Consider the following 22,602-nt stretch of genomic DNA (forward strand, 5'->3'; position numbering starts at 1 on the left):
TCATCTCCTTATTTCTTACATAAAAGGTGAATCACGTTTTCTTTAGTTTTTGCATGATGAAGCTTACTAATAAAATCGTCGTCTGATAATAAAATTGCTACTTGTTGCAAAAGTTTCAAGTGCAAGGTGCTTGCATCTTGATCCCTTACCGCAAAGAGAATCACAGCGGTTACCGGCTTATCATCAAGTGTTTCCCATGGAATTGGATGATCACTTAACCCAATTGCAATTGTTGTATTTTTAACTGCTGGTGACTTACCATGAGGAATCGCAACACCTTGACCGATACCTGTTTCTCCTTCAGTTTCACGCTTAAACACATCTTCAACAAAAACCTGTTTATTATCTACATCATTATCCTTTTTTAAAAGATCGCTAAGTTCGTCTATTACCTCTTTTTTTGTAGTGCCGACTAAATTGAGTTTAATTAAGTCAGGATTTACAATTTTAGCAATGTCTACTATTTTTTCCGACAAATTTTTAACTCCTAACTTTCTAAAATATTTATTATCTGTTTGGCAGTTTTAGTTTTGCTAATTTGTGAAACAACATCTTCTTCTGCTAATTTGTTGATAACATACATTATTTTTTTAAAATTACCATCTTGTTGATTAATTTTTTTAGGAACTACTAAACAAATTAAAACTGTTACTTTTGAGTCATCTAGGCAGTGCCAATCAGCAATGCATTTGTTAGATTTAAAAACATACAGCCAAGGTGAAAAATTCTTTTCCAAAATTATATGAGGAATTGCTAATCCCTGAATTAAGGCAGTATTGTTAGCTTTCTCTCTTCTCTCTAAACTGTCAATTACATTTTTTGAATCGATTTTCATAATTCTGGAAATATTAATTGCCACTTCCTTAAAAGCACTTTTTTGGCTAATTACACTACTATCCGCGCCTTTAAACAAGGTTGCGCTCATTTTGGATTTTTCTGACAACGTTTTTCACCTTCTGTTCGTCCTTCTTTGTAAAAAATGCACTTACCAGTTCAATCGGAACCTTTCCATGGCAATCTATTGGAACAGTACTAATTAATAAATCAACAGCTGGCTGTTTCTTTAAAATTGCTCTAATGTCAAAGTTTGATGCTAATCCAACAATTTCAATTTCTGGAATACTATTTTTTATCTTGGTTGAAATAATTCCCGAAGTACCAATTCCAGTTGTACAGATTACATACACTTTTACCTTTGCATTAGACTTATTTTTTTCTTCGTAGTATTTGGCAAAATACAAGCAGATAAAGCCTGTTTCATCATCTGAAATTTTTGGTAATCCAAACTTTCGACTTACTTTTACTGCGGCTTTCTTTGTTGCAGAAAATACAGCGGGATATTCTAACTTAATATCATTCAACAGAGCATTAGGCAGAGAAATTTTCATCTTTAGTCTACTAATCATTGCTAGGACATGATTTTTTATCTCATCTTTAATTGATAGCTCAAAACTGCAATCTAAATTTTGTGAAACTTCTTGTATAAAGAAATCAGTTACTTCTTCCGCCAAATCACGATCATCCAGAACTATTCCATCAAATGAATTAAATCTCGATGTTAATAAGTATTTAAATAAGTAATAAACTTCCGAATCTATATCAGTTCCGGTAATTCCAAGATATTTTTTAATGTTATTAATAATAGTCTTGCAAACACTGAAAATTTCAGGGTTTATTTTTATTTCTACTTGTAAATTACCTTCGGAGGCAATTGATTTGTCAACTGACTTGTACTTTCTTGCCCTTGTAAGCAAAATATAAATATGAGCAAAAAAATTTATATTATATGGATAGGTCAGTGAACCATTCAAAACGCGTAAAGCCATTTCAACCTGACTTAGTGCAAAATTGAAATCTTTTTGATGAGACCGATCCGTATTCCTGCGTAAAGTTTCTATATCAGTTGAGTTATTAATGTGAAGCACTAATTCAATGAGCGCACTTCTAATGTCTTTTTCATTACCAACTATTTGAATAGATCGTTGCTTACGCTTAAGCTTTAAGTTCCATTTTTTTATTTTTTTGCTTATCTGCTTTTCATCATTCCATAAAACTGATTCACTTATGTATAAACTATTTGCCAAGTCATAAATCTTCACTTCGTTTGGTGACGCAAATAGTAACTTAGTTAACATGTTTTCTTGTCTTAAATGTGTTGACGAATCATGATGAAAATCTTGGTTCGCGTAATCTAAATAATTTGAATAGTCTAGTTCATAACCTCGCCCCCTCTGAGAAACAATAATTGGTTTAGGATACTTTTCATTTAAACTATTGATATGGCGAGAAATTGTTTTTTTTGAAACATTTAACCCATCAGATAGTTCATCAGAAGTTATGAACCGATTGTGGACTTTAAGATAATCAATAATTTGTTGACTAATTTCTTTTTGCACTTTTCATCCCTCCTGATAATTATATTTTGCTTCTTATGTAAACGCTTAAATAATTAAAAAGTGTCCGTAGTAAATTCTTGCAAAGGACATTTGTTTAAAAACAAGTTCCACAAAAAAGTTATATTAATAGTTCTTTTCTGCCTTAGCTACAAAGCTGATTACTCTTTACTAATTACTACTAAAATACTTTTTTGATAAAAAATTAGAGCCAATATTTATGGCAAAAAAAAGTTACTTATTCAACAACAAAGAATAAGTAACTTAAATTAAGTTTAATATAAAATTTTTAAAAATTGAACGTTGTCCAGGTTACAATTTTCCGCCAAATACTGGAAAATGACTGGCTTCCCCATAATCGATTGCATTAATTTTTTGCAGGGTTTGCATATCTTCGGCGCTTATTTCGAAAGCAATTTCTGTATTTTGCTTAATATGATCAGCTTGCGCCGCTTTAGGCAACACTACCGTATTTAGCTGCCAATCATATCTAATACAGAGTTGGGCCGCTGATACATGATACTTATCGGCCATTTGAGTTATTACCGGATTATTCAAGGCCGCTCCATGGGCAACAGGTGAAAATGATTCAACAACAATTCCCTGTTTTTGTGAAAAAGCAAGCAAATCTTTCGGTGTTGCACCAATGTGACACAAAATTTGGTTTACCATCGGTTTAGTCGCACTATTTTTAATTAAATTAGTTAAATCATCTGGCTCAAAGCTCGATACACCAATTGCTCGCAGCTTGCCTTCCTTCATTGCATCCTCTAATGCACGCCAAGTTGCCAAATTACCTTCAAAATGGCGATCAGCTGATTGATTAACTTCGTTCCAAGGCTGTGGATTATGAATAATCATCATATCTAAATAATCAAGCGCCATTTTCGACAAAGATTCATCAATCGACTTCTTGGCATCGGCGTAATTTTTGATTTCGGCGGCAACTTTTGAATTAACAAAAATTTGCTCACGTGGAATACCAGAATTTTTTATTCCTAATCCCACTCCAGCTTCGTTACCATATGCTTGCGCAGTATCAATGTGTCGGTAGCCAAGCTGAATAGCTGTTTCGACCACTTGGGGAACCTGATTATTATTAATTTCCCATGTACCTAATGCTAATTTAGGAATTTTGACTCCGTTGTTTAACGTTAATGTCTTATCTAAAATCATCTTATTCCTCCCTGTTTAGGATTAATTTTCTATTAGAAGTATAGGACTTAAAGCACGCTTTAAGTCAAGATTTTTTTGTAAATTATTACCTAATACTTAGGAATATGCTTCTATTTATTTGCAGAGTATGACTGGTAAAATCATGATTATTTGAATATGATAATTCAAATGCTTGCTCTCTTCGAAAAAGCAATAATCAGTTTCAACTGTTGATATGAAGAGCAATTTTTTTTTGTGCAGCAATTACCTTGTTTATTCCATTTTTACCGGCTTTAAACTTAACTCGGTAAAAAATTGCCTACTTCGTTATTGTTTCGATGTACTCTTGTGCACGTTTAGCCAATTGAACATCATCTAAATGCTGCATGACACCTTTGGTGACAAAAGGAGGCATGAATTTAGTCCCAATTAAGTTGCTAGTTGCTTTAAAAGGAGATAATAATTCTGCCATTGTCACGTGAAATGCACCATCTGGCTGATAATTTTCTGCTGGCGCTCCAGCAGAAACAACTAACTGCAATTCTTTGCCATGCAGTTTATCACCATTAGTTCCATAGGCCCAACCATGTTCTAAAACGACATCTTCCCATTTTTTCAAAAGGGCGGGGCTACTATACCAGTAAAACGGAAATTGCAAAACGATGCGGTCACTTTGCTCTAACAGCTGTTGTTCCTGACTAACCTCAATTTGGCCCTGAGGATACAATCGGTATTCATCATAGATAGCTACATTTGGCAAAGATTTCTCTTGCAATTGTTTGATGAAAAAAGCATTAACGCGCGACTGAGCAAGATGTGGATGGAAAACTAAAACTGTTACTTTCATAAACTCTTATCTCCTTATATAAAGATATTAACAATTATTTTTTAGTTTAAGCCGTTCATCAAACCATGTAAAATACTTATCTTTCATCATTTGGTATGCGCAAAACGCATAAGTGAAAAATAGCATAACTTTTTACTTAGTCTTCAGGTAAAATAGAAAATAGCTGTTTACTAGGAGAAGAGGAAAAATATGAAATCATTATATTTAGTAAGACACGGGCAAACATTATTTAACGTTCAACACAAAATTCAAGGCTTTTGTGATTCACCACTCACCCCATTGGGAATTCAGAAAGCAAAGGCTACTAAAAAGGAGTATTTCGAAAAAGAGCATGTCCAACTGGACGAAGCCCATTCTTCTACCTCTGAACGAGCAATTGATACACTTAAAATAATTACTGATTTGCCATTTAAAACAAATAAAAACTTGCGTGAATGGAATTTTGGTACTTATGAAGGTGAAGGTGAGCATTTAAATCCGCCACTTCCCTACAATGATTTTTTCGTTCAATTTGGCGGCGAATCGCAGAAGGAATTAACAGCTCGCATTAACCAAGAAATTACAAAAATTGTGCGCCAATCACCTAATAAGCATATTTTAATTGTGTCACATGGTGCTGCCATCGCTAATTTCTATAAAGTCTGGAAAAAGTACAATACATTCAAAAGGACTGAAAGAATTAAGAATTGTTCTGTCTTAAAATACGACTTTGACGATGATATTTTTCGGTTAAAAACACTTTTTAATCCAGATTGTTAGCTTGAATCGTTTATTTTTTAATAAAAAAAACTAGCTCCATTCAGGAGTTAGCCTTTTTAATTTCATTACAACTCGGTAATTATTCTAAGTTTAATGAGCTCTTATCGAAAGCAGCTGACTTAATTTTGTCATCAATTGATGGCGTACCAAGCCAAGTGATCATTTCCTTCATTGCATCAGTGATTGCTTCAGTACCAGGAAGTAAAAGCTTACGTGGATCATAGCCCTTGTTAGCCTTGTCTTCATCCTTGTGAGCTTCGAAGTATTCACGAGTTGCTTTTTGGAATGCTAATTGGAATTCAGTGTTGATGTTAACCTTTGAAATTCCGAGTGAGATAGCCTTCTTAACTTGTTCTTCAGGAATACCTGAACCACCGTGCAATACAAGTGGAACAGAAACTGCATCAGCAATTTCCTTCAAACGATCGAAGTTAAGACCCTTCCAGTCAGCTGGGTAAACACCGTGGATATTACCGATACCACAAGCAAGCTTGTCAACACCAGCAGCAACGAAAGCTTTAGCATCTTCAACAGAAGCTAATTCTCCGCCTTCAGCACCTTGGTTTTCACCAATCTTACCGATTTCAGCTTCAACGGAAATTCCACGTTCATGAGCCAATTTGACGATTTCCTTAGTCTTAGCTAAGTTTTCGTCAGTTGGTAATGCGTGACCGTCAAACATAACTGATGAGTAGCCAAGTGCAATACATTCCTTAGCAGCTTCAAAGTCACCGTGATCCAAGTTCAATACGACTGGAACTGAAATGTCCATTGCGTCCATTGAATCTTCAACGATATCCTTAGCAATCTTGTAGCCACCCATGTACTTAGCAGCACCCATTGAGACTTGGATTAAAACTGGGGTTCTAGTTTCCTCAGCTGCTTGCAAAATTGCACGTGTCCATTCCAAGTTGTTAGTGTTATAAGCACCGACTGCATAATGGTTTTTACGAGCATCTTTAAAGATTTGGTTACCATTATCTAAATAAGCCATTAATAAATTACCTCCTATTAATCTTACAGTCACATTGTACCGTAATAACGAAGTCTTGAGCAATCTTTTAATCGATGTAAGCGTTATTTTTTAAATTTTTTTTACATTTCTTTAGGAGCGTTAACACCAAGTAGTCTGAGGGCCTCAGTCAGGACAATTGAGGTCGCCTGAACTAACGCCAATCTCGTGTTAATTTGCTCATCTTCGATCAAGATTTTAACATTAGCATAGTATTTATTAAACTTCTTAGCTAAATCCAAAGCATACTTGGCAATAACAGATGGTTCAAATTTATCACTGCTGCGCGCAATGATTCTTGGGAAATCGGCTAATGCTTTGGCAACGCTAAATGACCAATCATCCTTAACTGGTGCAGCATCAAGTTTAGGCTCTTGACCTAACTTCGCAGCTTTACGTAATACACTCTGTGCCCGTGCATTGGTGTATTGAACATAAGGACCAGTGTCGCCTTCAAAGCGAACAACTTCATCTAAGTCAAAGTCAAAGTTTTCTACCCGATCATTTTTAAGATCATGGAACACAACGGCTCCTACACCAACATCATGAGCTACTTGTTCTTTGTTAGCTAAAGCAGGATTTTTCTCATCAATTTGCTTACGAGCTAAGTTAACGGCATCCTTTAATACTTGGTCAAGGAAAACGACGTTACCTTTACGGGTTGATAGTTTTTTACCATTTTGCGTGATTAAGCCAAATGGTACGTGATAAATTTCATCTGCCCAATCATAACCCATCTTCTTCAAAACCGTTTTAAGTTCAACGAAATGGTGAGCTTGCTCATTACCGACAACATACAGCATTTTAACGAAATGGTAAGTATTCATTCGGTAAATAGCGGCAGCCAAATCACGGGTTAGGTAAATACTGCTACCGTCAGATTTCACAATCATAGCTGGGCTTTCGTCTTCGCCCATATCAACTACCTGTGCCCCGCGTGATTCGTGAAGCAAACCTTTTTCCTTTAATTCATCGATAACAGGTTGCATCTTATCGTTAAAGAATGCTTCGCCCTTGTATGAATCAAATTCGACGCCCAATTCTTTGTAAATCCGCTTAAAGTCCTTTAAGGAAACGTCACGGAACCATTGCCATAATTTAACTGCTTCAGGATCACCATCCTCAAGTTTTTTAAACCATGCACGGCCCTCATCCTCAAGCTCAGGGTGCTTTTCAGCCTCCTCATGAAACTTAACGTAATACTTAAAAAGGTTCATGATTGGATCTTTTTTGACATCTTCCTCATTACCCCAATGTTTATAAGCAGAAATCAGCTTACCAAACTGGGTGCCATAATCACCTAGGTGGTTAATCTTAATTGGAGTATAGCCAACTTTTTTCAATGTTTCCGCAATTGAATTACCGATTACAGTTGAACGTAAGTGTCCCATTGACATTGGCTTAGCAATGTTGGGACTTGACATGTCAATAGGAACATTTCCTTGCCCTAATTTTTGGTCACCATAGTGCTGTTTTTCTGTCAAAACTTCATGTAAAGCTTGCGTAATTAATTTTTCGTGGTTAATTGCGAAATTAACATACGGACCAACAGCTTGAATACTGGTAAAATCGCTGCTTTCAAGATTGGCTGCAATTTCTTGAGCAATTTCAGCCGGATTCTTATGCATAACTTTAGCCAAAGTAAATGCAGGGAAGGCATAATCACCCATCTTTTCGTTCTTTGGACGTTCAACAAGTTGGTCGATTTTTTCTTTAGGCAAATCTACTTGACTGGCAACAAGATCAACTACTTTACTTTTAAAGTCCATTTTTACCTCCAAATTCCAATAAAAAAGCCTCTTCCTTTAATTCCAAAGGAAGAGACGAGTTTTTACCCGCGGTACCACTCTATTTGATACAAAGTATCCACTTATTATTTTTGTTAAATTACTGATCAGGCACGCCTTCAATCCATTCTCCTAACCCGACTCTCATCAACTCGGACTCGCTTACTAGGAAAAATGCTTACTACTCCTAACCTCTCTCAAAAATTGATTATAACAGGAAATAGCATTCAAGCCAACACTTTTAATTATTTTTGACGATTACCTTTGTGCCAGTAGGAATATTTTTCATTATCCACCGTGCATCTGAAATACTCAACCTGATACAGCCGTGAGACGCGGATTTAACACCCAATTTTTTGGCTTCTTTGCGATTATACTTTCCATTGCTCTTAGTTGGAACCGTATGAAAGAGGTAGACATTATCTTTATCCCAGCTAGTCCAATAATTAGCACCCTCATTTAATTCTGGATTATAAAAAGAATCTCCCCGATTATCCTGAATCTTAAAAGTTCCTGTTGGCGTTGTCGATTTGCCCTTTTTAAAGAGCCCTCCACTTGCCAGCATCGTGTACACTACTTGGTTTTCACGCAAAATGTAAACGCGATTGCCCCGAAGAGAAACACGAATGGTTAGATCATTTTCAAGCGGCTTAATTTTAGGATAAGCTTTTGTTTCGCTGGGTTGATGCCAATCATAAGGCACCCGCAGATCTTGCGGATCCTTATAGGGACGAAAAGATGCTGCCGTCTTCTTAACCTGCATTTTCTGATTTTCCTTGGGCTTTTCTTCCTTTGGACTTGACGGCATCGAAACACGAGCTAGACTGATTGCACAGATTAGTAGAACAAATAGGCCTGTTAGCGGCTTTAATAGGCTATTTTTCATACTAAATCAACCTCCTCGAGAATTATTTATACCCTATTTTACAATATTTGCTAGTTTAGCCAAAAACTTAATCTACAAACTTAAGCATAAGTTTAGGTAAAAGCGCACTAATTTTGGTTGGTTGTACAACATATTCATCTTTAGCAATTAGATCGCCAGCGAATGAGTGCAAATATACAGCAGCTAAAACGGAATCAATATTGCCACCAAATTGCGCAGTAAAGCCACCAATTATGCCGGCTAAGGTGTCGCCCATGCCGCCACAGGCCATCCCTGGATTACCAAGAGGATTAACAAAAACATCCTTATTTGACGTATAAACTTTGGTATGATTGGACTTTAAAACTAAAATAGCATTTTGTCCTGGAAACAGCTTATTTAATGCCGTCAAATTAGCTGCATCCGTTTGATAAGGTATCCTAATTTGACTAAGTCTCTGCCATTCCATTTGATGAGGAGTCAAGATCACTAACTTCGCATTTTGCGGGGCCAGCGACCGATTTTGACCTATCAAATCCAGCGCACTAGCGTCTAAAATAAGCGTTTGCTGGTTAGTCACTACTTGACCTAGCTGCAAAAGAAGCTTTTGCGCAAATGGAGTAGCTCCTAATCCTGGTCCACAAACAATGACATCCATGTTTTTTATTAATTGCGGCAAATCACTGCTGCGCCAATCAACATACATCACTTCAGGATCGCGCGCATGTAGAGCATTTAAATTAATTGAATGGCAAGCAACAGAAACTAGACCAGCGCCAGATTTCAGTGCACCTTCTGCGGCCATAATAATTGCACCACCGTAATTTTCACTTCCACCTATTAATAAAATTCGCCCATAGTTTCCCTTGTGGGTATTGCTTTTTCTTTTGGCTATAACCTTGGTTAAAATAGATTGCTTAATTTCTGTCATTGTTATCCTCCAAAAAGCCGGTGCCAAAAACGAAGCAAGAAATTAACCTGTTTAGTGGATTGCAACGCTTTTGCAGGTAGTTTAATTCCGTCAGGTTCTTGGATAGAAATCAGTTTAGTTGACCCCGATTTAAAGCTATATGAACCAACCGTTTGATTTTGGGTTACCGGAGCTTCAATAGTGTCCTTAGTTAAATTAACGGTTAATTTTTGGCCATTTTTTGGTCCCCAGATTACTCGTCTTTGCTTCATGCCGATATCAATTTGCTTGTTAGCGCCATTATGAACATTAATCTTGCTGGTACCCATAATTACTTCATTTTGGTTAAAAACAATGGGTTGATAATTACGGTAAACATACCGCAGCAACCTGCCAGTTTGCTCAAAACGCGCTGGGTCAAAACTATTAGCATGACTTGCCCCCATTACTACAGTAATTAGTCTTGCATCGCTATCTTTTGCCGTTCCAATAAAACAAGCACCAGCAGCATCAGTAGTTCCCGTTTTTAGACCATCAACTTTTAGATCTTGCTGGTATTGGGACAAGCCTTTAAGCATCCAATTAAAGTTAGTCATGAGTGTTTGGCTTCCCTGATCAGTGAAGTTCAAATGAGTAATTCTTGTTGTTTCAATTATTTTGGGGAAGTCATTCAACAAGTGCTGACCAACGATTGCCATGTCTTTAGCTGACATCTCATTTTCTGCGTCTTTATCCGCTCCTGGATAGGCATCCGTTCCAACACTTTTATTGGGCAAACCGCAAACAGTATAGATCTGGGCGTCATTAATGCCCCATTTTTTTAATTGCTGACGCATCTGCCGAACAAACGCAACTTGCGAGCCACTGACGGCCTGAGCAAGCAACATTGCCGCTCCATTGGCAGATTCGATTAAGGTCGCTTGGTATAGCTGCCTGATTGTATAAGAGTGCCCCATTTTTAGTGGCACATTAGAAAACTGCTTATTATTGGCAACCTTGACAATCTGCTTAGTTGGCTTTACTTCTGTGTCCCAACTAAGTTTTTGCTCTTTAATTGCTTGTAAGGTTAAATAAGTCGTTACTAATTTGGTCATTGAAGCAATTGGCAATACCTGGTTAATATTCTTGCCATAAAGCAGTTGCCCCGTTTTACTATCGATTGCAATTGCCGATTTAACATTGAGATTTAATTGCTCAGACTGATAATTATTTCTGACTTGAACTGATTTAGGTTGAGTAGGCGGTTCACTACTAGGACCTGTTCCACACGCAGATAGTGTCACAATAGCCAATAAGCTGACCACAACTGTTTTTAAATTTCTCCTTAGGTTCATAAGTTCTCCTTTGAAGTGAAAAAATTTTAGCAAGTTCTAGATTAAATTTGATACTGATAACAATAATAGGGAATATTAAAATTATGATCATTAACCTTTTGATAATCATTATCAATCAAATATTGTGGTAATAATGCAACTGCCTCTCCCCTTTTTACCAATTGCATAATTGTTTCAAGCGAATCAATTTCTAACAATCTCGCTTTATCAGGACATAATTTCAGGGTTAGTTTTCTAAACGGACAAGTTAAATCACTATTGATTGCAATCGGGCAGGTCGATCCATCTTCTTGTTTTCCTTTCAAAAAGCACGCTGGTAAATTAGCTGTTTGCTTTAACCGATAATTAGGCAAGTCGAATTGGTTAAAGGTCACCACTACATCGTAGTATCTTTGCGTTAGTTCCGATTCCAATTGGTTACTTTTCTTAATGGTAACTGCATAATCAGTAATAAAAAATTTCTTCTTAGCGATTAAAAAGTTAACTAGTAATTCCGATGATAAAATCGTTTTTCGAACAACTAACGTATCTTGCAGTTTTTGCCAATTTCGGAGCGCTTTAACAGCAAAACGATATACTTTGTTTCCGTTATCCGTCGGAGCCACACCTTGATTTGAGCGTACAAATAAAGTTGAATTCAATTCATGTTCAATTGCCTTTAAGCGTGCTGTCAAATTAGATTGTGCATAGCCTAATTCTTTAGCAGCTTTATTGATAGATTTAGTTTCATAAATTGTCTTATAAATATTTAAGTCATTAAAATTCATCTTGTCACATTATCACTAAAAGTGATAGCCCTATTAACTTTTCGGCTTATGCAAAGCCATTTTCATTCATTATACTATTTTTTGTAATCAAAGAAGGGAGAAAAATCTTATGACTACAAAAATTGGTATTAATGGTTTTGGCAGAATTGGTCGTTTATCATTACGGCGTATTTATGACATTAAAGATAATAGTTTAGAAATTGTTGCGATCAACGATTTAACTTCACCAGCAATGTTGGCTCATTTATTGAAGTATGACACGGCTCATGGTCAATTTAATCATGAAGTTGCTGCAACAGAAAATGCAATCGTAATTGATGGCCAAAAAATTCCTGTTTACGCTGAAAAAAGCGCAAGTGATATTCCTTGGGTTAAAAATAACGGAGTTGAGCTTGTACTAGAATGTACTGGCTTTTACACCTCAAAGGAAAAGTCCAGCAGTCACTTAAAAGCCGGCGTCAAAAAAGTGTTGATCTCAGCACCAGCCGGTGACTTGAAGACAATCGTTTATAACGTTAATGACGATACCTTAAATGCAGATGATCAAATTATTTCTGCTGGTTCATGTACTACTAACTGCTTGGCTCCGTTAGCCAAGGCTATTAACGATGAATTTCAGATTAAAGCTGGAACAATGACCACTTTACATGCATATACTAGTTCACAAATGCTGCAAGATAGTCCCGATCGTCACGGTGATGTTCGTAATGCCCGTGCCGCTAGCGCAAATATTATTCCCCATTCAACTGGTGCTTCTAAAGCAATTGGCCTAGTAATCCCAGAATTACAGGGTAAGCTAACGGGAATCGCTCTCCGTGTTCCTGTAATAACTGGTTCAATAACGGAATTAGCGGTTACCCTTGCTAAGAACGTTACTGTTAATGAATTCAATGCCGGAGTCAAAAAGCACACAATTAACAATGCATCATTTGGCTGCAATGAGGATAAGATCGTTTCATCTGATATTATCGGCATGGAATTTGGTTCTGTTTTTGATCCGACAATTACCCAAATTGCTACGGGCACCGATTATTCACAAGTTATTAAGGCTTATGCGTGGTACGATAACGAATCAGGGTTTGTAGCTCAAATGATCAGAACATTGCAAAAAATAGCTAAATTAGGCTAAATCGTTCTAATTAGAATCTTTTTTACCTTTTTACTGAAAATTGATATAAAAAGCCATTTCTTAGTTAGTTTAAGAAAATGGCTTTTTTGTCTTCTAAACTTTAAATTTTAATGACATCCCCGCGAAAATTTGGTATTATAATTAATGTATTTTAAAAGAGGCCCCGATGGCGGAATTGGCAGACGCGCAGCGTTCAGGTCGCTGTTTAGGTAACTAAGTGAAAGTTCGAATCTTTTTCGGGGCATTAAAAGAAGAGCTAATCATTCGATTAGCTTTTTTTGTCAAAAATCTATTAATATTAAGGAGGAATTGGCATGCAAAAGCGTTTAACCAAATCGAGAGATAAAATTTTAACTGGTGTATTAGGCGGAGTTGCTGAATATTTCGGCTGGGATAAAGCCTGGACTAGAATCGGCGGCGCAATGGTTATTTGTTTTACCGGCTTTGGGTTAATCGCCTATATTGCCGCAGCAATTGCTATGCCGGACAAAACGCGTGCTGATGACATTCCTTCTGGTGAATATCGTCAATACTAATTGCGTTTAGCTATTACTCTTGTTAAAATGAAGTTCCTTGGCAGGGGCACAAGCAAAAACATCATAAGTTAGTTTTTGCTGGCTACAAGAATTTTAGTAAAACTAATATTTCTGCATCAAAGAGCATGAGTTCTCAATTATTGAACCCATGCTCTTTTTTGAATTTGACTCATAATTTAATTTCTTTAATTCGCCAAAAAAGCAGAATTTCTCGTTGCATATAGATTCCCACTCCCTTGCCGTTAATATCAACGACATAGTAGCCAATATTTTCTGAGCCACCTTGAAAATCAGTCACACTGTCACAATGAGTGTCTTTTTTTAAATGTAATAAATATGACCTAGTTTTCTTATTTGCTGCAACTTGGCGCATTCTCTTAGTATCATGACTTTGCAGCATTTGGTTAACCTCAAATTTTGCCGAAAGCGGAACCCATGAGGTTTGGTAAAAAAAACAGTAGAAGAAAGCACCAAAAATAAAAATAAAAATAAAAATTCCTTTTTTTCTGATATTCATGATTTTTTCTTTTTCCATCAATTAAAACAGTATTTGTTAAATATTATTGCAGTAGTTAACTGATCTGTTAATCGAACCACCTTAAACTTAGTAAAAAATAAAAAAGCATTGAGTAATATTCACCCAATGCTATTTATTAATTTTATGCTTTTATATGCAGCTTGGCCAAAAGCGGCACAATTTTATCGCCTAAGATCTTTTGCGCTAAGTTCGATTTAATCGCCGCAGCGGCGTAGAAGATTCCCCCAACTAGCACTGCAACAACGACAATAATTGGAGCTTGAAGGCGACTAGCAGGACTCAAGAAGAGCTCAAGCACTTTTTCAACGCCAAGAACAATCAGGAACATAATCAGCGAAAAACCAGTAATTCCAATAAAACGCCTGCTTGTGCGTCCTTGGTTGAAATCATAGACTACTTCTAGGTGTTTAAGAGCCAAAAAGATAATCACAAACATCCCTAAATTAGTTGCTACAAGTGGTCCAAACACTTTAAACACGTAAATCATCGGATATTGCACAATCAGTTTAATGATTAGGCCCAACACTAGATACTTAATTGCCAGACCATTTTCTGATAATCCCTGCAGAATTGCCATTAATACCGTAAACATCCCCAATGTAATCGAGGTAAAGGCAGACAAATAAAGAATATTAGAACCCAACTGATCAAAACCATAAAAAATGGTGTAAATTGGCGTAGCAATGGCTGCCATACCAAACGCAGCCGGAATCATTACGAACAAAAACAAATCTAGTGTGTTGCCGATCTGTTTAGAAATCCCGGCAAAATCATGTTTAGCATGTGCAGCGGATAATAAAGGTATCGCAGTTACCGCCATTGCACTAGCCAAGGAAACAATAATCATGATTAGCTTATTAGCGTTCAGCGCAAATAACGCATACCACGTTTCAATCGTGTTGTAACTAGCCTTGACCACACTAGCAATCATTGGGTGGAAAGTATATTGATCCACTAGGTAAAATAATTGAATTCCCGCATCAATAATTATAAACGGAATTGCTTGCTCAATTATCTCTTTAAATAAGGCTGCTGTTGAAACCTGAATTTCGTTTTCGGAATTTTCAACTAGGTGATTTAATTTTTTTCTTCTGGAAAGCAAGAACCAGCATAAAATCAAAATACCAAAAATTGCACCAATAGCGGCGGCGAAGTTGGATTGAACAACTGCATCAACAAAATTACCGTGCTGCACTTGCATAATTACGTAAGCAGTTAAAAGCATCCAAGCAACCCGGGCAAATTGCTCGACAAACTGCGACATTGCCGACGGCATCATATCAGCGTATCCCTGAAAATAACCCCGCATAATGCTTAACACGGGAATGAGCAGGATAGCATAAGACAAACTGCGCATTACCGCAACCTGGCGTGGATCGCTACGAGACCCATTCGAAGCTAAAAATGGTGAAGCAAAATACATAATCGCGGCTGATACAACACCCAAAACAATCATCAAGACAAGACCACGGTGAAACAATTTGCGCCCCACGCCATATTCATTTAGGGCATTATACTTAGCCACTTGTTTGGCCACTGCTCCCGGGATTCCTGCTGTCGAAATTAAGATAAAAATACTATAAATGTTATAACTACGCGCAGTTAAAGCATTAGCGATATTACCATAAGGTGACATCCAGATAAACCACGGAATAATGTAAAGTGCACCTAAAATACGTGAGGTAATTGAGCCAAAAGTCATCCACGCGCTACCCTTAATAAAGGTATCTTGCGTATTTTGTTCTTTTAAATTATTTTCTTTCATCAATTTTCCCTAAATTCGTGTACTAACTATTTTATTTTGAATGAAAAACGACAATTAACAATCAATATACTTATCACTTTAGGAAAAATTAACTTTATTTAGCAACAATATTGACAATTTTATTTGGTACCACAATTACCTTTTTAATTTCCTTACCAGTCAAGAATTTTTGGACATGTTCAAGTTCTAAGGCCTGTTTTTGCAAATCCTCTTGGCTTGAATCCTTGGCAGCTGTGAAATTACCACGCAATTTACCATTAACTTGAACCATAATATCAACTGTTGATTCAACAAGCTTAGCAGGATCATATGTTGGCCATTTAGCAAAAGTAACAGATTCGTTATGACCAAAGATTTGCCAAATCTCTTCCATCATGTGTGGTGCAATTGGTGCAATCATCGTAATAAAACCTTCCGCGTATTCCCGCGGAATAGTTTTAGCCTTTTGAGCAGCGTTGATAAAGACCATTAACTGCGAAATAGCGGTATTGAAATGCAAATCATTAAAGTCTTCTGTGACCTTCTTGACCGTTTCATTGTAGATTTTATCCAAAGTACCATCATTTTCGGCCACAATATTTTCTTGTGGAATTGCCTGTAAGTCAAGATCGTTAACAAACAAACGCCAGATTCGGTCAAGAAACTTCTTGGTTGAAGCTGGGCCATTGTCATCCCAATCAATTGAAGCATCAAGTGGTCCCATGAACATCTCATACATTCTTAGACTGTCAGCACCATATTCGTCAATCACATCATCAGGATTAACGACATTCCCCTTTGACTTAGACATCTTGTCATGGTCTTTAAGAATTAGTCCTTGATTGTATAAGCGTTGGAATGGCTCTTCATTTGGTACCACGCCAAGATCGTATAACACCATATTCCAAAATCTAGCATAAAGAAGGTGTCTAACGGCGTGTTCTGCCCCACCAATGTATAAGTCAACTGGCGTCCACTTCTTTAACAATTCATAATCTGCTAATTTGTTATCATTATGCGGATCAATATAGCGTAAGAAGTACCAAGAAGAACCAGCCCAGTTAGGCATTGTGTTCGTTTCCCGCTTACCTTTGCGGCCATTTTGATCAACAACATTAACCCAATCCTTCAAGTTAACTAACGGACTTTCAGGTGTACCAGATGGCTTAATATCAGTTGCATGTGGCAATACAAGTGGCAGTTCATCTTCGGGAACAAGAGTAGTTTCGCCGTCTTCCCAGTGAATAACCGGGATAGGCTCGCCCCAATAACGTTGCCGGCTAAATTCCCAGTCGCGCAACTTGTAGTTAACCTTTTGCTTACCGGCATTGTGTTCTTCAAGCCATGAAACCATTTTTTCTTTTGCATCTGCCACATTCAAGCCATTTAAGAAGTCTGAATCAATGTGTGGTCCCTCACCAGTGAAGGCCTCTTTATTAATGTCGCCGCCTTTAATTACCGCCTTAATTGGCAAATGGAATTTTTGGGCAAACTCATAATCACGTGTATCGTGAGCGGGAACTGCCATAACAGCGCCTGTTCCGTAACTTGCCAGAACGTAATCAGCAATCCAGATTGGAATTTCCTCATTATTGACCGGATTAATAGCGTAAGCACCGGTAAATACACCAGTCTTATTTTTATTTAAATCGGTTCTTTCCAAATCTGATTTGGATTCAATTTGCTTAATATAAGCATCAACGTCAGCCTGGTGACCAGCAGTAGTAATTTTTTGGACCAACTTATTTTCTGGGGCTAAAACCGCATAGGTAGCACCAAAAAGCGTATCAGGTCTAGTACTGAACACATCAAATGTTTGATCAGAATCCTTAATCTTGAATGTAATTTGAGCCCCAACTGAACGACCAACCCAGTTACGTTGCATTTCTTTAATATTTTCTGGCCAATCAAGATTATCAAGACCAGCAAGAAGACGGTCGGCATATTTAGTTATCCGAAGCATCCATTGTTTCATGTTCCGGCGATAAATTGGGTAGCCACCACGTTCGGTTTTACCATCAACAATATCTTCGTTAGCAACGACAGTTCCTAAATCTGGTGACCAGTTAACCGGAACTTCGGCTTCATAAGCAAGACCGTGCTTATACATTTGTTCAAATGTCCACTGCGTCCATTTGTAATATTTTGGATCACTTGTTGAGATTTCTCGGTTCCAGTCATAAGAAAAGCCTAACTTATTTAATTGTCTCTTAAAGTTAGCAATATTGTCCCTAGTTACGACAGCTGGGTCTTGACCAGTCTGCAATGCATATTGCTCAGTTGGTAAACCAAAAGCATCCCAGCCCATTGGGTGCAGCACATTGTAACCCTCACTACGCTTCATTCGCGCAATAATATCGGTTGCAGTATATCCTTCTGGGTGCCCTACGTGCAATCCCTTACCAGATGGGAATGGAAACATATCTAAAACATAATAATTTTTCTTTTGCGGATCACTACCCGTTTTAAATGTTTGATTTTTTTCCCAATAATCTTGCCATTTTTGCTCAACTACTTTGTGATTGTACATAAACATTTCCCTCATAAAAAAAGTCCTATGAAATAAACTCATAGGACGAATAATCGCGGTACCACCTAAGTTTCACGTAAATTAACGTGACCCTCACAAGCCCCTTAACGCGGATAGCAAACGAAAGATTTAACCTAGGCTCAGTTCACAATATATTTTTCAAGTCTTGCACCAACCGACTCTTCTCTATAGAAAAATAAAATTGCTACTAGTTCCTAACCTTTATTTTTTGATCAATAATGATTATAATTTACCACAAATGCTAAAAAAAACAAGGGGAGAAAGATATTTGAACACTACAGATCATTCGAAAAAAGATACAATCATACCCGCGACCATATTTTTACTTATCTACGCGGCTTGGGCAATTCTGGTTTCCTCTGGCAACCAATTTATCCATCAGTTTGATAAATCGTTAATTGGTTTAATTTGTAATAACAACCCTGCTATCATCAAATTCGCAACCACTTTTACCAACTTGGGCAATACTAGCGTTATTATGGTTGCGACCATTATTCTGGTAATTGTTTTAGGCGTTTTTCGCAAATACGCTTTCGCGGTTTTTACAGCGGGAACAATGATTGCAGCTAATGGTTACAATTGGATCATTAAACATGCGATTGGTCGGCAGCGACCAATGGTGCACCACCTTGTTGAAGCGCATGGTTACAGTTTTCCTTCAGGACACTCCGTGGGAAGTGCCACACTTTTTGGCATTCTGATCATTTTAACCATCTTGCTAGTTAAGAAGAAAGGACTTAAAACCATTCTGTGTATCATTTGGCTATGTTTCCCCATACTGATTGGCTACACGAGAATCTTTGACCATGTTCACTATCCATCCGATGTTGTCGGTGGCTTTTTAGAGGGTATCTCCTTCTTACTAATTGGGTACTCATTTTTATACCATTACTATTTAGATAAATGAAGATTAAGTCGTTTTAAATAAACGGCTTTTTTTATTTGCTCTTTTTCTTGAAAATAGCTAAGAACATTATTTGACAACATTAAGCAAATCACGCTGCAGGTGCTCTTGTAAAACCGCGTGAAGTTTAACCAATTGGTCTTGATAATCAGAACTAAAATTTCGTGGGCTTTGATCATTCACAAACCGACCGGCGTTTGTCATTCCCCAAAATTGAGCGGTGTCGTCATCAAAAACTTTAAATGCATTCATGTATTTATCCCAGACTTGATCGTTTTGACCAATACCATCACCAACATAACCTTGACCACCACCAAGGTAGCCGCAGTTCATAATGGTGTACAGATATTTCCCGCTAAGTAACCCAGTTAGACCATTTTTACCTGCTTCATAGGCAAATCCAGCAGCAAAAACCTTTTCAATATAGCCCTTAACAATACTTACAGGAGCATCATGCCAATTGGGATAAGCAAAAAGAACCACATCTGCCTTTTTTACAAACGACTGCTCTTGAGCGAGGTAAGCCGGTGCTTTACCTAGGCCATCTTTGACATAGTAAAACTCTTCTTGGTGTAAAACGGGATCATAATTGAGATCATAGAGATCGCGTAATTCAACTGTCCAATCATTTTCCTCTAAATAGCGCATAGCGGTATAAACCAAATCATAAGTTAAACTATATTTTCTTGGTTCTCCGACAATAAATAAGGCCTTTTTCAGATTAGGTTTAGCGTTAAAACCATGTGGTGTATATGGCTGCTGTAATTCCTGCGGTACCACTGTCCCAGAAGTTCTTATTTCTCCGTTTAAAACTTTTTGAGCTAATTCCATTTAATTTTTTTCTCCTCTAACTAGTTTTAACTTAACGGCAAATTTTTTGGTTTTAATAACAATTTTTATGCCTGCTGTTTGTTCTTACTTTGATAGATAGTATTAAAAAGAAAGGCAAGAATGATTGCCACTAGTGAAGCCAAAAATACTCTCTTTAAAGCACTGAACAATACCTGACGCAGCTGCGGAACCAAATTGGCTGTTAGCCCTTAGCCGACGAAACAATTTTGTTCATCATTGCCTGATTTAATTGCGGTGCTTGGCTAACTGTTTAACAACCACCGTGTTAAAGGTAATACCGAAGACTGACATCATCATTGTTTGTCCTAAAAAGCGCATAAAAGTATTAAACGACGTGGCGATGCCTACATTACTTGGTTCAACTAAAACTTGCGCCTGTACTTGGGAAGCAGGAATTACGACACCAAAGGCAACGACATTAATCCCAGCAATAACGTAATAAGTCTAGACGGGAGTAGTAATCGGTAAGATTAAGAGTACACAATCTACTGTTAAGATAATTGTTAATATCTCATAGAAAGTCTTCCGAACACCCCAACGTTTGAGCAGTCTGCCTACCAAAAATGAGCCAACAACCCAAAGAAGTGAACAAGGAGTTACCGCAAAACCTGCTACCATCGAACTGACGCCTTTAACTCCCTGCATCAAGTCGGAAGATAGAATTCAAAACAGGAAACAACACCACCAATTAATAGCGCTTTCATGTTCATTGCGAGAAAATAGCACTTTTTTAACATAGTTATGGACATTATTGGGTCTTCAGCAAGTTTTTCTTCCCGGTAAAAAAGTATGGCATAGACAAGCACCACTGTAAATAAGACAAGAATATACTCAGGCTTAGGTTTACCTAGCTGCTGCAATAAAAGCAATTAATCTCAAAAGCAAAATCGTTAACCAGAAAGTGCCTTTAAGATCAAGTTTTACCTTTGTTTTAGCCTATGACTCATTATATCTTAATTATTATTCTGTATATACCTAAGCAAAACATGCAGTTAAATTTTTTAAAACAAAAAGGAATCGAATTACGATTCCCAAAATTGCTTAACTTAAGTTTTAATACTTTAGGTTAATTTTCTAGTTTCTTTTTATAAATGCAGTTGAAAGCAATTGAAAGAACAATTGCCACAAGTGATACGGTATAGACTCCCTTAAGAGCACTAAACAGGACTTGACGCAATTGAGGAATCAAATTAGCTGCTAATTCTTTTGCCTTTTCTGCCGAAACTATTTTGTTCATCATTGATTGTGTTAGGTTTGGGTGCTTTGCTAGTTGACTGGCAACGATTGTATTAAAAGTAATACCATAAATCGATACCATCATCGTTTGCCCTAAATAACGCATTAACGTGTTAAATGAGGTTGCCACCCCAACATTATTTTGATCAACTAATACTTGTGAGCGAACTTGCGCAGCGGTCATAACGGAACCAAAGGCGAACCCATTCATTGTGGCAATAATACAGAATACCCAAAATGGCGTATGTACCGGTACGATTAAGAGCATGCAATCAGCAATCAGCAACAGCGTCAACATGCCGAAGAATGTTTTGCGCACGCCCCATCTACTGAGCATCCCGCCAATCAGAAATGAACCGATTACCCACATTACTGAACTTGGTGTAACCGCAAAACCAGCAATTGTAGCAGACGTACCTTTAATACCCTGCATCCAAGTTGGAATATAGAATTCGAAACCAATCACAACGCCTGAAATAAGCAGCGTGATCATGTTTACAGCCAAAAATTCTCTACCTTTAAGCATCGTCAAAGGCATTATTGGATCCTCAGCTCGCTTTTCTTCATGGTAGAACAACATTGTGCTAAGAATAATTAAAGCTGCCAAAGCCAGTAAAATTATTGGGCTAAGTGAACTTAATTCTTGTAAAGTAAACATTAAAGTTAGCAGTAAAACTACTAGCCAAAATGTTCCCTTTACATCTAACTTGGCCTTCTTTTTAGCTTTTGGTTCACTTAAGAACACGACAACGAGTAAAAAGGCAATTAAACCAATTGGAACGTTAATGTAAAAGACCCAGTGCCATGAAAGGTTTTGGACAATAAAACCACCGAGTAATGGTGCGATCACCGATGCCACTCCCCAAAATCCAGAATTAAGCCCTAACATCTTAGTTCGCTTTTCCAAAGTATACATGTCGGCTATGATTGTCATTGCAACAGGCTGAACAGCACCAGAGCCTAGACCCTGAATCACCCGAAATAGAATTAGTTCTAGCATGTTATTGGCTTGTCCGCAAAGTGCAGAACCAATGACAAAAAGAGCAATCCCAAAAAGAAAGATCGGCTTACGGCCTATGCTATCAGCTAATTTGCCGTACAAAGGAGTGGAAACAGCTGTCATAAACAAAAAGATTGAGACAACCCAATTCATAATTTCTAATCCGTTCAGATCAGAAACAATAGTCGGCATTGCAGTTGAAACGATTGTACCCTCAATGGCGGTCATAAACGTTGTCATAAAAATTGCAAGCGTAACTATTGGTACATTAGTCTTTTTCAAA

The 22,602-nt window shown here is 37.3% G+C and carries 22 protein-coding genes and 1 tRNA gene; 6 read left to right on the forward strand and 17 right to left on the reverse strand.

What is annotated here, in order from left to right; all coding sequences use genetic code 11:
• Positions 1-8: 8 nt before the first annotated feature.
• From J3U71_RS10310 to J3U71_RS10330, 5 genes are all read right to left on the reverse strand, one after another.
• Positions 9-476: a PTS sugar transporter subunit IIA gene (locus tag J3U71_RS10310; protein WP_267394149.1), complete on the reverse strand. Its 468-nt coding sequence runs from the start codon at positions 474-476 to the stop codon at positions 9-11.
• Between the two features lie 11 nt (positions 477-487).
• Positions 488-943, reverse strand: a complete 456-nt coding sequence (locus tag J3U71_RS10315) for a PTS sugar transporter subunit IIA (RefSeq protein WP_267394151.1) — start codon at positions 941-943, stop codon at positions 488-490.
• A complete protein-coding gene (locus J3U71_RS10320) occupies positions 906-2,396 on the reverse strand; it encodes a BglG family transcription antiterminator (protein WP_267394154.1) in 1,491 nt (496 codons plus the stop codon). The genes J3U71_RS10315 and J3U71_RS10320 overlap by 38 nt, the downstream gene beginning before the upstream one ends.
• Positions 2,397-2,705: 309 nt before the next feature.
• Entirely contained in the window at positions 2,706-3,569 is an 864-nt protein-coding gene (locus J3U71_RS10325; protein ID WP_267394155.1) for an aldo/keto reductase, read from the reverse strand.
• Between the two features lie 298 nt (positions 3,570-3,867).
• Entirely contained in the window at positions 3,868-4,395 is a 528-nt protein-coding gene (locus tag J3U71_RS10330; protein WP_267394157.1) for an NAD(P)H-dependent oxidoreductase, read from the reverse strand.
• Positions 4,396-4,584: 189 nt separating this feature from the next.
• On the opposite strand from J3U71_RS10330, the gene J3U71_RS10335 reads away from it, so the two are divergent.
• On the forward strand, positions 4,585-5,154 hold the full coding sequence (locus tag J3U71_RS10335) for a histidine phosphatase family protein (protein ID WP_267394159.1): 570 nt from the start codon (positions 4,585-4,587) through the stop codon (positions 5,152-5,154).
• 79 nt (positions 5,155-5,233) lie between these two features.
• Here the strand turns inward: J3U71_RS10335 and fba are convergent, their stop codons facing one another.
• From fba to J3U71_RS10365, 6 genes are all read right to left on the reverse strand, one after another.
• The gene (gene fba, locus J3U71_RS10340) at positions 5,234-6,148 is read right to left on the reverse strand and encodes a class II fructose-1,6-bisphosphate aldolase (protein WP_103751911.1); all 915 of its coding nucleotides are present in this window, start codon (positions 6,146-6,148) and stop codon (positions 5,234-5,236) included.
• A 101-nt stretch (positions 6,149-6,249) separates the two neighbouring features.
• Positions 6,250-7,935 carry an arginine--tRNA ligase gene (gene argS, locus J3U71_RS10345; protein ID WP_267394161.1) on the reverse strand — a complete coding sequence of 562 codons (1,686 nt, stop codon included), beginning with the start codon at positions 7,933-7,935 and terminating at the stop codon, positions 6,250-6,252.
• 259 nt (positions 7,936-8,194) lie between these two features.
• A complete protein-coding gene (locus J3U71_RS10350) occupies positions 8,195-8,839 on the reverse strand; it encodes a L,D-transpeptidase (RefSeq protein WP_103751913.1) in 645 nt (214 codons plus the stop codon).
• Positions 8,840-8,906: 67 nt separating this feature from the next.
• Positions 8,907-9,749, reverse strand: a complete 843-nt coding sequence (locus tag J3U71_RS10355) for an NAD(P)H-hydrate dehydratase (RefSeq protein ID WP_220268233.1) — start codon at positions 9,747-9,749, stop codon at positions 8,907-8,909.
• Positions 9,750-9,751: 2 nt separating this feature from the next.
• Positions 9,752-11,062: a serine hydrolase gene (locus J3U71_RS10360; protein WP_267394165.1), complete on the reverse strand. Its 1,311-nt coding sequence runs from the start codon at positions 11,060-11,062 to the stop codon at positions 9,752-9,754.
• A 41-nt stretch (positions 11,063-11,103) separates the two neighbouring features.
• On the reverse strand, positions 11,104-11,829 hold the full coding sequence (locus tag J3U71_RS10365; protein WP_220232155.1) for a LysR family transcriptional regulator: 726 nt from the start codon (positions 11,827-11,829) through the stop codon (positions 11,104-11,106).
• A 109-nt stretch (positions 11,830-11,938) separates the two neighbouring features.
• On the opposite strand from J3U71_RS10365, the gene gap reads away from it, so the two are divergent.
• The 3 genes from gap to J3U71_RS10380 all read left to right on the forward strand — a co-directional run bounded on the left by gap (position 11,939) and on the right by J3U71_RS10380 (position 13,494).
• On the forward strand, positions 11,939-12,958 hold the full coding sequence (gap, locus tag J3U71_RS10370; RefSeq protein WP_267394169.1) for a type I glyceraldehyde-3-phosphate dehydrogenase: 1,020 nt from the start codon (positions 11,939-11,941) through the stop codon (positions 12,956-12,958).
• A 160-nt stretch (positions 12,959-13,118) separates the two neighbouring features.
• Positions 13,119-13,202: transfer RNA gene (locus tag J3U71_RS10375), tRNA-Leu, on the forward strand.
• A 70-nt stretch (positions 13,203-13,272) separates the two neighbouring features.
• Positions 13,273-13,494: a PspC domain-containing protein gene (locus tag J3U71_RS10380; RefSeq protein WP_267394171.1), complete on the forward strand. Its 222-nt coding sequence runs from the start codon at positions 13,273-13,275 to the stop codon at positions 13,492-13,494.
• A 169-nt stretch (positions 13,495-13,663) separates the two neighbouring features.
• Here the strand turns inward: J3U71_RS10380 and J3U71_RS10385 are convergent, their stop codons facing one another.
• The 3 genes from J3U71_RS10385 to leuS form a co-directional block, all read right to left on the reverse strand.
• Positions 13,664-14,011: a hypothetical protein gene (locus tag J3U71_RS10385; RefSeq protein ID WP_267394173.1), complete on the reverse strand. Its 348-nt coding sequence runs from the start codon at positions 14,009-14,011 to the stop codon at positions 13,664-13,666.
• Positions 14,012-14,153: 142 nt separating this feature from the next.
• Complete coding sequence (locus tag J3U71_RS10390) at positions 14,154-15,797, reverse strand: putative polysaccharide biosynthesis protein (RefSeq protein ID WP_416381436.1); 1,644 nt, start codon at positions 15,795-15,797, stop codon at positions 14,154-14,156.
• 94 nt (positions 15,798-15,891) lie between these two features.
• Positions 15,892-18,306, reverse strand: coding sequence for a leucine--tRNA ligase (gene leuS, locus J3U71_RS10395; RefSeq protein WP_267394177.1), 2,415 nt, complete (start codon positions 18,304-18,306; stop codon positions 15,892-15,894).
• A gap of 259 nt (positions 18,307-18,565) precedes the next feature.
• Here leuS and J3U71_RS10400 point away from each other — a divergent pair, with 259 nt between their 5' ends.
• The gene (locus J3U71_RS10400) at positions 18,566-19,234 is read left to right on the forward strand and encodes a phosphatase PAP2 family protein (protein ID WP_103751943.1); all 669 of its coding nucleotides are present in this window, start codon (positions 18,566-18,568) and stop codon (positions 19,232-19,234) included.
• A gap of 66 nt (positions 19,235-19,300) precedes the next feature.
• Here J3U71_RS10400 and J3U71_RS10405 read toward each other — a convergent pair whose 3' ends face one another.
• Complete coding sequence (locus J3U71_RS10405; protein WP_220268238.1) at positions 19,301-20,062, reverse strand: NAD(P)H-dependent oxidoreductase; 762 nt, start codon at positions 20,060-20,062, stop codon at positions 19,301-19,303.
• 259 nt (positions 20,063-20,321) lie between these two features.
• On the opposite strand from J3U71_RS10405, the gene J3U71_RS10410 reads away from it, so the two are divergent.
• Positions 20,322-20,522 (forward strand): hypothetical protein, encoded by a 201-nt coding sequence (locus J3U71_RS10410; RefSeq protein ID WP_220268239.1) that lies wholly within the window; start codon positions 20,322-20,324, stop codon positions 20,520-20,522.
• 5 nt (positions 20,523-20,527) lie between these two features.
• Here the strand turns inward: J3U71_RS10410 and J3U71_RS10415 are convergent, their stop codons facing one another.
• Both J3U71_RS10415 and J3U71_RS10420 read right to left on the reverse strand, forming a co-directional pair.
• The gene (locus tag J3U71_RS10415) at positions 20,528-20,701 is read right to left on the reverse strand and encodes a hypothetical protein (RefSeq protein ID WP_267394179.1); all 174 of its coding nucleotides are present in this window, start codon (positions 20,699-20,701) and stop codon (positions 20,528-20,530) included.
• Between the two features lie 448 nt (positions 20,702-21,149).
• Entirely contained in the window at positions 21,150-22,601 is a 1,452-nt protein-coding gene (locus tag J3U71_RS10420; RefSeq protein WP_220268241.1) for an MDR family MFS transporter, read from the reverse strand.
• Between the last annotated feature and the right edge of the window lies 1 nt (position 22,602).

The sequence above is a fragment of the Lactobacillus sp. B4015 genome, from assembly GCF_026536055.1.
GTDB lineage: Bacteria > Bacillota > Bacilli > Lactobacillales > Lactobacillaceae > Lactobacillus > Lactobacillus panisapium.